General features: G+C 44.4%; 9 protein-coding genes. 4 read left to right on the top strand and 5 right to left on the bottom strand.

Going from position 1 to position 14,956, the window contains the following annotated elements:
- Positions 1-142 precede the first annotated feature (142 nt).
- The gene (locus DD616_RS00575; RefSeq protein WP_017047225.1) at positions 143-1,024 is read right to left on the bottom strand and encodes an AraC family transcriptional regulator; all 882 of its coding nucleotides are present in this window, start codon (positions 1,022-1,024) and stop codon (positions 143-145) included.
- A 165-nt stretch (positions 1,025-1,189) separates the two neighbouring features.
- On the opposite strand from DD616_RS00575, the gene DD616_RS00580 reads away from it, so the two are divergent.
- Positions 1,190-2,338: an iron-containing alcohol dehydrogenase gene (locus DD616_RS00580; RefSeq protein WP_026029117.1), complete on the top strand. Its 1,149-nt coding sequence runs from the start codon at positions 1,190-1,192 to the stop codon at positions 2,336-2,338.
- Between the two features lie 181 nt (positions 2,339-2,519).
- On the opposite strand, the gene DD616_RS00585 is transcribed toward DD616_RS00580, so the two are convergent.
- The 3 genes from DD616_RS00585 to DD616_RS00595 are packed head-to-tail and all read right to left on the bottom strand — an operon-like array spanning position 2,520 to position 7,475.
- Complete coding sequence (locus DD616_RS00585; RefSeq protein WP_208871540.1) at positions 2,520-3,788, bottom strand: sigma-54-dependent transcriptional regulator; 1,269 nt, start codon at positions 3,786-3,788, stop codon at positions 2,520-2,522.
- On the bottom strand, positions 3,778-6,126 hold the full coding sequence (locus DD616_RS00590) for a sensor histidine kinase (RefSeq protein ID WP_208871541.1): 2,349 nt from the start codon (positions 6,124-6,126) through the stop codon (positions 3,778-3,780). The genes DD616_RS00585 and DD616_RS00590 overlap by 11 nt, the downstream gene beginning before the upstream one ends.
- A complete protein-coding gene (locus DD616_RS00595) occupies positions 6,123-7,475 on the bottom strand; it encodes an ABC transporter substrate-binding protein (protein ID WP_208871542.1) in 1,353 nt (450 codons plus the stop codon). The genes DD616_RS00590 and DD616_RS00595 overlap by 4 nt, the downstream gene beginning before the upstream one ends.
- A 275-nt stretch (positions 7,476-7,750) precedes the next feature.
- Between DD616_RS00595 and DD616_RS00600 the strand changes: the two genes are divergently transcribed.
- Together DD616_RS00600 and pyk are read left to right on the top strand one after the other, a co-directional pair.
- The gene (locus DD616_RS00600; protein WP_208871543.1) at positions 7,751-9,130 is read left to right on the top strand and encodes an MFS transporter; all 1,380 of its coding nucleotides are present in this window, start codon (positions 7,751-7,753) and stop codon (positions 9,128-9,130) included.
- Positions 9,131-9,316: 186 nt separating this feature from the next.
- Complete coding sequence (gene pyk / locus DD616_RS00605; protein ID WP_208871544.1) at positions 9,317-10,780, top strand: pyruvate kinase; 1,464 nt, start codon at positions 9,317-9,319, stop codon at positions 10,778-10,780.
- A gap of 143 nt (positions 10,781-10,923) precedes the next feature.
- On the opposite strand, the gene torS is transcribed toward pyk, so the two are convergent.
- Positions 10,924-13,821 (bottom strand): TMAO reductase system sensor histidine kinase/response regulator TorS, encoded by a 2,898-nt coding sequence (torS, locus tag DD616_RS00610; protein ID WP_231140449.1) that lies wholly within the window; start codon positions 13,819-13,821, stop codon positions 10,924-10,926.
- 88 nt (positions 13,822-13,909) lie between these two features.
- Here torS and torT point away from each other — a divergent pair, with 88 nt between their 5' ends.
- Positions 13,910-14,911, top strand: a complete 1,002-nt coding sequence (gene torT, locus DD616_RS00615) for a TMAO reductase system periplasmic protein TorT (RefSeq protein WP_017047230.1) — start codon at positions 13,910-13,912, stop codon at positions 14,909-14,911.
- Positions 14,912-14,956: the final 45 nt, after the last annotated feature.

A 14,956-nucleotide genomic window follows, 5' to 3' on the forward strand; every position in this document is an offset into this window, starting at 1 on the left:
CGATTCTAAAAAAAGCGCCGAAATCAGAACAATGTACGGACTGCCTGCCGGTTATTTAACTTACACACTATCAAAAAGAGCAAAAAATATGCAACAACACTAATTGTTACAAAAATGTAGAGTTTAACTTTATGCGCTATTTCTAACGCTGTACTCCTCTTGGGGTTTCATTAAAATGTCGCTTATATTCTCGACTAAACTGAGATGCGCTGGCATAACCAACTAAACGAGCGGCATCGTTCACACGCTTGCCTTCCACACGAATCAGCTCTTTCGCTCTGTTAAGCCTGACTTTTTTTAAATATTGTAAAGGAGATTCTAACGTCACCAGCCTAAAGGCGTGGTGAAACGCCGAAACACTCATATTGGCTTCTTCGGCGAGTAACTGAACGGTAATGGACTGATCATATTCTTGATGTACTTTACTCAACGCTTTGGCTATCCGGGCGTAGTGTCCTTCTTGATGAGCGAGATCAAAAAGCACATAACCGTGCTCGCTGGTTAATGCCCGAAACACAATCTCCTCGACTAAGCTTTCGCCAAGCACTTTAGCTTCAAGATCATCAACCAATGCAGACATCAAACGAATCGCACTTGCTTGCATCTTTGCGCCCATTTCTACTGATTTCAGCCCGCATTTTGATTTGTCTATGCAATCAGATAAAAAACCAGAAGCCTCAAGTCGATCAACCTGTTTAAGGAGAAGTGAGTGATCGATATTAATAGTCAAGCCCAATAACGGTTCACTTTCTGACGCAAAAGCTTCGCACTCAAGTGGTAAAGGTACCCCAACAACCAAGTAATCATTGGGGCCATAATTTACGGGTTGGCTACCAATATGAATGCGTTTATGTCCTTGCCCCAACAATATGATACCGGATTGATACACAAGGGGCTGTCTACCATTACCGCGGCTGCTGCGATAAAACAATACGCCCGGCACTGCCGTTTGGTGAATACCTTCCAAATGATCTAAAGATTGTTTTTCAATGTATTGCTGCATCAGTTGCGCCAGTTTACTCATAATGCCCCCTTATCAAAACTGAAGGAAGAATACGACAATTAGAGAATTAGGCAATTAATTTCGAGAAATTGGTCTATATTGACTGGATAATTAATACTAATATGCACATCGTAAAACACTGCCTTGGAGGCGCCGCCTCCTTTTCTATAAGCAAAGGTGAGAATAATGAAATTTACTTATGTTAACCCTACTCTAATTCACTTCGGCCAAGGCCAAATCTCGGCGATCAGTCAGGCGATTCCAACTGACCAAAAAGTACTGGTGATCTACGGTGGCGGTTCGATCAAAAAAAATGGTGTTTATGACCAAGTCGTGAGTGCACTCACTGACCACCAATGGGTCGAGTTTTCAGGTGTAGAAGCAAACCCAACCAAAGAAACCTTAGATAAAGCGGTTGCTATCGTCAAAGAACAGGACATCGACTTTATTCTTGCCGTGGGTGGTGGTTCGGTTATCGATGGTTCAAAATACGTTGCCGCGGCGGCTAAGTATGATGGGGATGGCTGGGACATCATGGTGGGTAAACATCAAGTTACTGAAGCTACGCCTATCGGTGCAATTCTGACTCTGCCAGCAACCGGTTCTGAATCCAACATGGGCGCGGTCATTACCAAAGCACAAACACAAGACAAACTGGCCTTTATGGCTCCAGCGGTACAGCCTAAGTTCGCAGTGCTTGATCCAGATGTAATGAAATCACTGCCTGAGCGCCAGTTGATCAACGGTATTGTTGATGCTTGGGTACACGTCTGTGAGCAATATTTAACCTTGCCAACCAATGCGATGGTTCAAGACGGCTATGCCGAAACTTTACTTAAAAACTTGCTGGTATTAGGTCAGCAATATGACCAACGTGATAATGATGGATGGCGAGCAAACCTGATGTGGACAGCGAACCAAGCACTAAATGGCCTGATCGGTACTGGCGTTCCACAAGATTGGGCGACTCATATGATTGGTCACGAGTTCACCGCATTATGGCATGTTGATCACGCCCGTTCGCTAGCGATTGTGCAGCCTTCCCTACTGCGCAATCAACTTGAGAACAAACGCGCTAAACTTGAGCAAATGGGCAAAAATGTCTTTGGACTCAATCAAACTAGCGATCTTGCCTTACGCACAATCGATGCGATTGAAGCCTTCTACCACAGCTTGAATGTTCCAACCCAGTTTGCGGATCATAATAGCAGTAAGCAAGCGGCCATAGACGCAGTTATCGCTCAACTGAACGCACATGGAATGCTTGTTTTGGGTGAACAGCAAGCCATCACGCTTGAAAAATCACGGGAAATTTTGGAACAAGCTATCATTTAGCCTCATTTTTTAGACGAGTGAATAGTGATTTCCACATTCCAATAGCATAGATTCAGCTACATCAAGCAGCGCAATTGAGCGCTGCTTTTTTTGTACTTTTTTTGTATTGGATACTTTATGTAGCGGCCTTTCATTACCATGCCAGCATTATCAAACTGATCCACCACCTAAAATTGAAAAACTAATAACGACTTTTAAAGTCATCCTTTTCTAAACCATGTTTTTTCATTCGTAAGTAGAGCTTTTTACGCGGTACTTGCAGATAATTTGCGGCATCAGCGACGCGACCAGAATGGAGAAATAATGCATCTTCAATAATTTGCTTTTCGTAATCATCCACCAATTCATCAAGCGGTGATAAAAGATCAGACTGATTGTACAAACGCTCTTTTCCCGTCAGTTTTACAATACCTATCGCATATAATTCAGCTACATTTCTCAGCTCTCGTACATTTCCCGGCCATTGATGTGCACGCAGTAGCGACAAATAACTCAGTTCTACCGCTGGCAAAGGTTTCGCCAATTTATTACAGCTCTGCTTGAGAAAATAATGGAACAAAGTAGCGATATCATCGGGACGATGTCGAAGTACAGGCACCTCTATCACGCCTTGGTTTAGCAAATAATAGAGTTCTGGCTGCAACCGATTAGCCGTAATCAAGGCCTCAGGTTCCGTACCTAAAATAGCAATCACGCGCGTTCGAGCTTTGCTTAGGCGTTCTTGGTTAAGCATCCTCTGAGTCAAATAACGCTGCAATTCTTCAGAAAGTAATTCGATGTGGTCTATTAGCAATGTACCGTTTTCACTTGCATCTAATTTTTGTTCAATCTGTGCGAGCGTGGTCGCTGATGAAACGGTTAATTCCACCAGCGATGAAGCATGATTACCCTGTGTCAGTTGGTGGATGAGATATGCAATAGTATGCCGCCCAACACCCGATTCTCCACAAATAACAACATGACTGTTGAGCATTGAATACTGAGCAACATGGTGGCGAATTTGCCCCATTTGAGCGGATTTTCCGATGAGTTCGCATTTGATTGAGTTGGCCATAGCCGTTTTTTGTTGTACAAAATGACGACGAATATCGAGATTTTTCTTCACTAAGCTCAATAACTCCGCAGGATTGATTGGCTTTTCAAGAAAATCGCATGCCCCTATTTTGACCGCCTCTACCGCCATAGGAATGTCTCCGTGGCCAGTAATGACAATCACAGGAATATGCTCATCAATCGATTTAATCGCTTTAAGCAATTCAATGCCGTTCATTTGTGGCATATAGACATCAAGCAATATCACTCCAGTCCAATCAGAATGGATAAACTCACACGCTTTGGTGGGGTTAAGAAGTGCTTTTGACGGCAAATTAGCTATCGACATAAGATGCGAATATGAGTCAAGGACATCTTGGTCATCATCAATCAATAAAACAGAATAATTATGATTCATAAGGCAACTCCAGCACGACCATTGCACCTCGACTGACTGTCGAGGCAAGATAAATTTGACCCTTTATTTTTCCTATGAGCGAGCGGCAAATATTCAGCCCTAAGCCCAACCCTACTTCTTTGGTCGTGGTAAAGGGCGTAAAGAGTTTTTCAACGACATCATGAGCAAATCCAGCCCCTGAATCGCATACTGCAACAACGTGATGCGTTGGCGTACTCGACAGCAATATCACGTCAACTTTTTTGTGCTCACATCCCACAACCGCTTCACAGCCATTTACCAACAAATTAATCAATACCTGTTCCAAGCCGATTTGATCTGCAATGACTTGAATTGGTTGATGAATATGGCTTTGCAATACTATCTGTTGACGTTTCGCTTTCGTTTCAACCAACAACATAGCCTGACCGATAACGTCAGTAATCAAGACAGGGGTAAGGGTTTCATCACTGCTACTTTTACGAGAAAAATGACGTAACCCATTGATGATTTTGCCCATTCGCTCTGTTAAATGTTCAATATGATCGATGGAATGTCTGATTTGCTCTGTTTTCTTCTGCTCTAAAGCAAGGTTTACGCTATAGAGATAAGTCGACATCGCGCTTAATGGTTGATTCAATTCGTGCGCTAAACTGGTCATCGTTTGCCCGACCACCGCCATTTTAGCGGCTTGTACTAACTCACTTTGTGTTTTTTTAAGATGGTTTTCGGTCCGGTGGTGCTGCTCGATTTCAGCGAGTAACTGATGATTTTTTTCACGTAATGAATGAGTTTTTGCTCGAACTCGCTCTTCTAATAATCGATTAGCGTGCTCTTGATCGGTAACATCCGTAATCGTGATGATAACTTTATCGCTTAAACCGTGGGTATACTTACGTAAATACAAGCGCAAGTAATAAGGTTTATCCACATCGCCTAACGATAGCGTAATGACATCTGCACCATTTTCGATCAACTTAGCCTCTGGGTTAAACAGTGCTTGCAACTGCGATTGAGTTGACGTTGAAAAACAGAGCCAAAAGGCTTTCGGGTCCTCATTCTGGTCTATATTCAAGCGAACACGAGCGCTTAAGTTAGCCGATTCAATATAACCATCCAAATCACAAGTGATTAAACTCGCTTGCGTATTGTTAATCAAACTCAGTGCGTTGGTTCGGTCCATTTCCTCCACTTTTTTACCATACTGAACCAATTTTTCACTGATCCGGCCAATTTCATCTCTGCCGTCTACCACAATAGGGTGTGAAAGATCATTATGAATGATGGCATCTAAACTGTCGCTAAGGCGGTTAAGTCGGCCCACAATCCGACGATTGATGAAATAGTAAGTCAAAAACAAACTGATAATGATCGATAAGCTAAAGCAGACAAACAGAATACGGTTACCATGAGAAACCAGTTCCGTGGTCTCTTTTTTCGCTTGAACAAACGACTCATCGGCGTTGGCGACCAACATCGCAATATCAGTATGTTGGTGGAGAAGCTGCTGCTGAACTTCAGCTCGCATATCATCAAGCTGGGCATTTAAACGCACCATAGAACGTAAGTTTTGATGGAAAGAGCCATTCAAACTCAATACATCCATTAGCTCACTGAGTAATTGTTGATAGGCGATGGTTGCAGGTTGTGAAAAAATCGGCGCACTCTGTGCGTACAGTTCTTCAAGGCGGAACTGTAGTACTTTCATGCCATTATTCACTTGGCTAATATGCTTAGATTGGATGAGCTCTTTTGCGAACATAAACGTTTGAGCCTCACCATCTAGGATAGACTGGACAGCCCCTAAACTCGCAAACAGCATGTCGCTTTCATTACCTTTCATTTTACGCTCTAGCTGCCACTGTATTTCTTGGCGCAGCGGAGTCAACTCAGAACCAATATCTTGATGTAGCCATTGGATCTGCTCTTGAAGTAACTCAATTTGACGACTTTGATCAATCCGTTGCCCGACCAGAAGACCAAATTGCTCACTAAGATTACGTAGCCGTTGATACCCAGTAAGCAGCCGTTGCTGCTCGCTGTTCAATTCAATCTCGTTTAATATTTTGCTGATCGTCGTTAAATCGTTATCCAAACGTTGCCGTTGCTCATCCAACTCAACTTTGTTACGCGTATTTGAGATGATTTCGATCCGTCTTTTAATTTCCGAGCTACTGCTTTCGAGCAGATAACTGGCATTATATTTAGGAACACTTTTATCAAGCAGCTCGCTCACTTGATTATCTAAACTATTCCATGTTCCCCATGCGACGATGCTGACAATCGTCAACAGCAAGGTACTACAAGCAAAGGCTAAAACCAGTCTCGCGCCAATCGTGTTGTATTTCGGAAAAATCATGGCGTATCGACCCGGTCCAAGTTTTTTAGATCGGACAAAGCTTCTTCTAAGGTTAATGCCAACTGCATCTTCCAACGATGCGTCAGTTCCGCTACTTGCATAGAAATGGCGGCGGAGTGTGTCTCATACTGCACATCATCAACACTGATTTGTTGCCATGACTGATATACCACGGCTAACTCTGTTTCGGTCACAGGTAAAGAGAACACTCGAGTTTCAATATTTTCAATGAGCTTCAGAGCGGGTTCATTGTGTGCGTACTTGGTTTTAGCATGATTGATTGCGAGCCAAGTGTCTTTTAACTGAGGTAAGCGTTTGGTAATCGCAATTTCAAACAATAAGTTAACTAACTCCTCACGATGTGTAATGGATGCCATGGACAACTGTGTATATGCCTCATTAAACAGGGATTTATCGTTTATCGCATGTTTAGAAAAATCATTGCTATCCATATTCGTTTGTACCGCTTTTGACATCAATAAATCGATGAATGCCTTCGCATATTGATCATTTTCACGCAGGCTCACTTGGGCGACGTATGTGGGCATTAGGGTAAAACTTTCATCATAGCGAAATTGAGCGTGCTCAAATTTTCGTTCTAATATGCTGGCATAGCTATCAATCGTTGGGCCTATCCCAAATTGCCCTTTGGCTACATAATCACTCACACCAAAACTGCGTGAGGAAATTGTCCCTAAATTTGCCCCCACGTTCAGTAAAATCCGCCACCCTTGTTGCCAACCATATTTAGCAAGAATGCTCTCGACCATTAACTGAGTAGTACCCGAACGTGTTGGGGTACTCATCGTGATGTGGTCAAAATAGATAAAATTAGCCAGATCGGTGAACGACGTAGGCGTCGGTAAATGATGTAAGCTGAGATAGTCACGATTCCATACCAAACCAGCGCCAGAATAGCCTATCGTCACGACTTTATCAGTTGGCGGTAACATGTAGGGTTTTAACCATTCTGGTGGTTGCAAATGGGCAGGTAAGGTTGCGAGCTTATTGCTATTTGCTAAATGCTGCATTAAAAAAGGCGATGAGCTCAGCACTACATCAATATTCTGGATATAGCTTTTATTAAGCAGTTGAATACTCGATTGTGCTCTACGGTGGACAACTTGCACATCAACCCCTTGATACTGTTTGCTGAACTCTTCAATAAGAGATAGCAAGGGTTCACGTGAAAATGTAGTCAGTATGACTAACTCATTCTCTTTTGCATAAGCGGTATTGATAGCCGCCGCTATCGATCCTAGTAGCACCATCCATTTGCACCAGCGTAATAAGGTACAAGAACGGAAAACCGCTTTTAAATCACAAAACCCTAAAAATTGTGCGTTCACTCAAAACTCTACCGTTTAGCTAAAAATAAATTATTAAACATTTGTGTCAGTTATGACGCAAAACAGCGTATTACAATTTCAATTTTATCAGCAAAACATAATTTACCCTTCGCTGAATTCCCATTTTTGACCCATTCACACTCTCAATTTGAGTCATTTCTGCCTCAAATTGGCACTTTTGAGCCCCATACCCATTTGTTTGAAGATGCATTCCGACAACGAAACAACCCTATTTAGTAATAACCCTATTTAGTATTTGATGAATGGAGAGCTCCATGCTTAACTTTTTTAAAACTCGCCCAGATCTACCGCTATCGGATAGCTCTGAGGGCGCAATGCAATCGCGTTTCAAAAGTTTTCAATGGCAAGTATTCTTAGGCTTAGTCTTTGGATACGCCATGTTCTATGTGGTTCGTATGAGTTTAGGCGTCGTTAAAAAACCGATGCTTGATGCGGGCATCGTATCGATAGAAGAACTCGGGATCATGGGATCAGCCTTCTTCTTCACCTACGCATTTGGTAAGTTTTCGAACGGTTTCCTTTCTGACTACGCCAACATCGGCCGATTTATGTCGTTCTCACTACTGCTTTCTGGTGCCACTGCCATATTCATGGGGTTGAATACCACGGCATTCTTCTTTGTGTTACTTTGGGCCGTCAATGGTTGGTTCCAATCGGTGGGTTCTGCGCCTTCTTGCGTCTCGCTTTTCCAATGGTTCTCACCTAAACAACGCGGAAGCCGTTATTCAATTTGGGGAGGATCTCGAAATATCGGCGAAGGCATCACTTGGATTCTAACAGCAACGCTAGTGAGTTATTTAGGCTGGCAAGCGGGTTTCATCGGTGCGGGCATTGCCGCCATCATCGCTGCATTGATTATGTTCTTTGTACTGAAAGATCGTCCCCAAACCTATGGTTTACCTGATGTTGCAACAGCATTTGGTGAAGAGCCCGAGTTCAAAAAAGCCAACGATCCAAAGGAAACACGTCGCGCTCAACTGTTCATTTTGAAGCAGCCGACTGTCTGGCTGATTGCCGCTGCTTGTGCCGCGATGTATATCTCTCGCTATGCGATGTCTTCTTGGGCGGTGTTATACCTACAAGAAACCAAAGGCTATTCACTGATTGATGCTGGTTTTGCAATGTCCACTTACCCTATTGCAGGCCTCGCGGGCGCTATTTTGTCTGGTATCATTTCAGATAAAGTATTCAACGCTAACCGTCATATCCCAACGCTACTTTACGGATTTGCCAACATTGCAGGTATGTGCTTGATGTTCTTCGGCCCCGATAACCGTATGGTAGATGCTGTTGCTCTAGGCTTAATTGGTTTTGCGATTGGTGGGCTTGTCGTATTTCTTGCTGGCCTAACGGCTTGTGACTTAATGCCTAAAAATGCCGTCGGTGCCGTAAAGGGCTTTATTGGTTTGTTCTCTTACTTAGCCGCTTCGGCTCAAGAACTGGTGTCTTCATCATTGATTAAAATGACGGAAGTGGATGGCGTAACCAAATATGACTTTACTCAAGCACAATATTTCTGGTTGGCCGCTGGCGTGGTTTCTTTACTGCTTGCGACTACGGTATGGAATGCCAAGAAAGTAACGGATATTGATGCTCCTACGGGCCAGATACTGGAAACGAAACCAAGTCTCTAATCTATAACACCCTTGATACAGGGGGATAATCCCCCCTGTTATTTTCTTATTTTCATTCTTATTTTCTATATCCAAATCACTTGAAAAATCGACTAAATGTCGGCCGAGAGCAATGGACAAGTGCAATTAGCACCACCATAACTTCAAGTAAAATGGCTATAGCGAGTGTCGTTATAGGATACCACTATGTGTAAAACAAAAATCGTTGCAACGCTTGGCCCTGCAAGCCAAAGCCGTGAGATGATCACCAAGCTCATTAATGCTGGTGTTAACGTTGTACGTTTAAACTTTTCTCACGGCACCGCTGACGAGCATATTGAACGCGCGATGTTAGTACGTGACATTTCACAAAAGCTTGGTGTCAGTGTCGGCATATTAGTCGATTTACAAGGACCTAAGATCCGTATTTCCTGTTTTGAAGACGGTGCGATCACTCTAAAAGCGGGTGACTCATTTATTCTCGATGGGCTTCACCCCACAATGGCTGGTAACCAAGAACGTGTGGGCTTAGATTACCCGCAGCTGATTCAAGACTTGAAGTTGGGTGATACTTTACTGCTTGATGATGGCCGAGTACAACTCCGGGTCGAAGAACTCAACAAACCACAGCAGTGGGTAAAAACTCGCGTCATAAACAACGGTAAGCTGTCTAATCGCAAAGGCATTAATTTGCTCGGTGGTGGCCTCTCCGCGCCGGCACTGACGGACAAAGACAAACGAGACATCATCACTGCCGCGAAACTCCAAGCCGATTTTCTAGCCGTCTCATTTCCACGTAATGCCCAGGATTTACATGAAGCGCGCCGGTTAGCGGTACAAGCCGGATGTCATGCACACATTGTCGCCAAAGTAGAGCGAGCCGAAGTGGTGAGCGATCAAAAAAATATGGACGCGGTCATCAATGCGTCCGACGTAGTGATGGTTGCTCGTGGTGATTTAGGCGTTGAAATCGGTGATGCTCGCCTACCCGGCGTACAAAAAGCGTTGATTGCGCGCTCAAACTATTTAGGCAAACCCGTTATCACCGCAACACAAATGCTGGAGTCGATGATTGACAACCCGCTGCCAACACGCGCAGAAGTGCTTGATGTAGCGAACGTGATTATTGATGGCACTGACGCTATTATGCTGTCAGCAGAATCAGCGGCGGGAAGCTATCCCATTGAAGCAGTGGAAGCGATGGTGCGTATCGCTCATGGTGCAGAACAAGAGTTAGGCTGTGCGCAAAATTCATGGGATAAACTGCATCATTTGTGCAGCGATGCGGGCAAAAGCTTCGCGCTTTCCTCCATGATATCGGCGACTAAGGTTCATAAAGATCTTGGGGTCGCCATTTTAACTCAACAGGGAGAAACACCCCTGTTGATGTCTCGCTGTCAAAGCCAAGCTACCATTTGGGCACTCTCCGACAGGCCTGAACTGCTGCGTAAATTAACCATTTTGCGCGGCGTTACACCAACCTATATTCCATCATTAGCGACACAAGCAGATTTACTGTCTCAGCAAGTGCTTAACGCTCTGGCACAAGACGCCGCTAACCGCCATATTTCATCCATTTTGATGACACAATTAGAATCGATCGAAGGCGTGGGTAATATTAACGTCTGTCGTTTACTGACGTTGCCAGTAATAAAAGAATTAGCCGCGTAGAATGTAGGGTTCTGCGCCGCTAATCATGAGATCATTAAAATTATTCAGTGATCTCAACACCTCCCCCTAAAAAACCTTGCTCCACAGGGAACTTGGCCTGCGCTTGTCGCAGGCCCTTTTTAATGATGCCAACAGCCAATTATTTATATAAACAGTAACCTGAGTGAATGAATGGATTGATCGGCTAAGGCTTCTAATTCCGCTTGTAGTTCTTGATAAGTTTGCGCAGAGTCAGCACTTTTCTCAATGACTAAACACAGATCAAACAAGGCATGCAAACCTAAGCTGCCAGCTGAACCTTTCAATTTGTGTGCTAACGACTTAACGACCTGAGCCTGTTCTCTGGATTGACGAAACTCGTGTAGGTATTCATGCGTGCAATCGGCGAACAACTCAATGATTTCATTCATCTTGTCACGCCCTAGCACTTCAATATCCGCGAGTAGGATCCGCTCGTCCATAATCGGACGAGCGGATTTTTGGCTATCAGAGGTTACGTGCGTAGGCACAATCAACTCAACGGGTAAGGTATTGTGTTCAATACGTTGCTGGACAAGTTGTGCAAGATCTTCTTTGACTAAAGGTTTGGGCAAATAGCCATCAAAACCAGCCGCTAAATAGCTTTCCACCTCTTCATTAAACACATGCGCCGAAATAGCAATCATCGGTGTGGGGCGTAGATGCGAATACTGTTCACGTTCGATAAGTTTGAGCTGCGCCAACAGCTCAACACCATTAATGTCAGGTAGATTAATATCGAGCAGTGCGATATCAAACCTGTGTTCACTAAACAGAACCCGAGCTTCAGCGCCTGTTTTCGCGGTGAGCACATTATGGCCGAGACTGGTCAAAAACCCTTCAGCAACCATGCAATTAACAGGGTTATCCTCCACCAGCAAGATGTTGGCCTCTCGCGTCGCGGCTATCGGCCTTTTAACCACTTCATTCACTGCCTCTCCTCGCTGTAAAGGAACAGTAAACTCAAAACGGCTTCCTTTGCCTAAATCTGATTCAAGCTTAAGCTCGCCGCCCATGGCTTCAACAAGCCGTTTGCTGATAGCCAAACCAAGCCCAGTACCGCCTTTGTAACTTTGCTCACTGGAAGCTTGAGTAAACGCATCAAACAGCCTGATTTGATCCTGTTCACTGACTCCAACACCGGAATCCGACACTTCAAATGTCACTTGATTAGGCATTTCAGCATCAAGACTGACATAAATATCCACATAACCTTGATCGGTAAATTTGATGGCATTACCCACAAGGTTCGTCAGCACTTGACCCAAGCGAGTCATATCACCCACCCAAAAAGAAGCAACATCCAGTTCAATCTGCTTGGTAAATTCAAGCGACTTTTCTTCAGCACGTCCTTTCATCAGTTGGTAAACATCGTCCACCATTTGATGCAAATTAAAGTTGGCATTGCGAATTTCTAAGTGTCCGGCCTCAATTTTTGAATAATCCAGCACATCATTCAAAATGGACAACAAGGTGTGGCCGCTGCGGTTAATCACGTCCACATACTGGCGCTGTTGAACGGTTAATGGCATCTCTTGTAATAAACGAGCCGTGCCTAATACGCCATTCATTGGTGTGCGGATTTCATGGCTCATGGTGGCCAAAAATGCCGATTTAGCACGGTTGGCTTGCTCGGCTAAGTTGCGAGCTTTGGCATGATTCAACACTTCCATATTGAGTTTCTCATTGGTGTGTTGTAATTGTTCTGTTCGCTCGGTAACCACTTCCTCTAAGTGCTCTTTGTGTTCTTGTAACGCCTCTCTCGCCTGCGCTTCACTTTCCGCCACCACTTTAAGAGACTGCGCGGTATTGCGAGCCGTGATGATCGCCTGCCCCATTTGCGCCAGTTCATCCTCTCCTTGGACTGCCACTTCCACCTGCAGTTGCCCTTTTGCGATGGATAACAGTGCCGATGAATATTCGGCTAAACGTTTTACCACCGACAGATAGACGACCTTCCACATAATGAAAGCTGCAATGAGAAGGCCAACCAAGGTTAATAAGGTCAATGTATACTGTGCCATATTCAAGGTTGTAGAGAGCTGCGCAACAGCGTGAGTCGTTGTACGATTGGAGTCATCTACTAAGCGGCTGACGGTAGTATTGAGATCTGAAAACTGTACTAAGGTGTTTTGTGTGAGCGATTTCGAGACCTGTTCGTTATCATAACGTTGCTGCAAAACACTAAAAACCACTTTGCGCTTTTCTAACTCATTAAGCAGCTCTGTCATTTGCTTCGAACGCGTCGGGTCTTCTACCGCGCGTACTCTGCGCTGCATGATGGTGAGGTTATGCAAAAACTCTGTTTGGATTTGTTGGATTCGCTCAACATCGGTAACCGTGCGTGTCTCTTCGATGTGGCTGAGCATTTTGAACGCCAGCAAATGAAGCTCATGCAAGCGCTCTGAAAGATCGAGGTCCACTTCCACTAAAGCGTCTAACGCTTTGTACGCTTGTGATGTTTTATCGGCTTGTAACAAATCATAAATGTGCGTCACATTCGCCACTGCGATGGTACTGGTATTGAGCACTTGAGTGCGCGTCAGCTCTTCCAATTGCAGCGCCAGTTGTCGCATCTCTTCCACTCGAACACTTAAATCATGTGCCAGATACAACTTACGCTCAACCGTAATACCAAGCTGAGCCAATGTATCGATAACGCTTTGAACATCATTTTCTAGGCGCGTCAGCAGTTCTGAATCAAAGGAATCGGCACCCAACTGCTTGATGTGATTAAGCAAAGATTGAAGCTGATCGAAAAGCGCTTTGCCATACTGCTGGCGCTCTTGCTCTGTTTTAGAGTTGGTTAACATTTGCCCAGACGTAATGATTCGTGTACTTAACTCCGACACTTGACGCGCTTCCAGCATCGAAGGAATGGCAGAATTCACCACATTACGTTCGGTTTTAGCCACCAGCGAAAAACCAAACACACCGATCAACGCCGATAACAAAACGAGCAGGGCCATTGCCGAAAAGGACAACATTAATTTTCGGCCAATACTGGCTTTGGCTAACAACATGGCACCCAACCTCAAACATTACTTCTTAAGCAACACGGAATGGGCTATATTTTGCAGTGTTTACTCACGTTATGCCAACGAATAGCGAATGCAATTGATCTTAAACCTTATTTCCCCAACGCTTTTACTGCTGATTTTAAGCTTGGTTAGCAGCACAACATTCGCCGAACCCCATAAGAAAGTCTGCGCTTTATACCCTCACCTCAAAGATTCCTATTGGTTATCAGTCAACTATGGAATGGTTGACGAGGCGAGAAAACAGAAGTTGAATTTACGCGTGTTAGAATCGGGTGGTTATCCTAATCATGAACGACAAAAAGAACAGCTTTCATTGTGCGTTCGTTGGGGCGCTGATGCGATCATTCTCGGTACTGTTGCGCCGGATCTTTACACAACGGACTTAAGCACATACGTCGCTTCTACGCCTGTGTTTGCAACGGTTAATCAGCTCATTCTCAATCAGCAGCAGGCTGCACGGCTACAAGGTCAAGTGGGTGTCGATTGGTATTGGATGGGATACTACGCGGGAAAATATCTTGCTGATAAGCACCCACAAGGCAGTGGGAAAACCAATATAGCCTTGCTACTTGGCCCGAAAACCAGTGGTGGTACTCAACCCGTTAGCCAAGGTTTTTATCGCGCAATACAAGACAGCGATATCAACGTAGTGGAAAGCCTATGGGCAGATAATGATAAAGAACTGCAGCGTAATTTAGTACAACAAGCGCTGGAGCGAGCTGACCTTCGCTATATTGTGGGCAGCGCCGTCGCGATTGAAGCGGCGATCAGCGAATTGAGAACCTCAGGGATGACAAACCACATCGGTTTGGTGGCAACCTATTTAAGTCATGGCGTCTACCGCGGGCTGCTGCGTGGCCGAGTCGAATTTGCGCCAACGGATAAAATGGTCGAGCAAGGCAGGCTTTCCATTCAACAAGCTGCGGCTTTTTTCAATCAGCAACCTTATGAAAAAAAAGCCGCACCGATTATCGAATCCTTAACGCCTATGTCACTCAATCCGCAGATAATTGCAGATTCGTTATCTCCATCTGAATATAGGCCGACTTTTAGCGTAAAAGAGATTGAATAAAAGTGGCGATTTCGCTATTTAACATACTGATTTGAATCATAGGGA

Source organism: Vibrio anguillarum (genome assembly GCF_003390515.1).
GTDB classification, from domain to species: domain Bacteria; phylum Pseudomonadota; class Gammaproteobacteria; order Enterobacterales; family Vibrionaceae; genus Vibrio; species Vibrio anguillarum.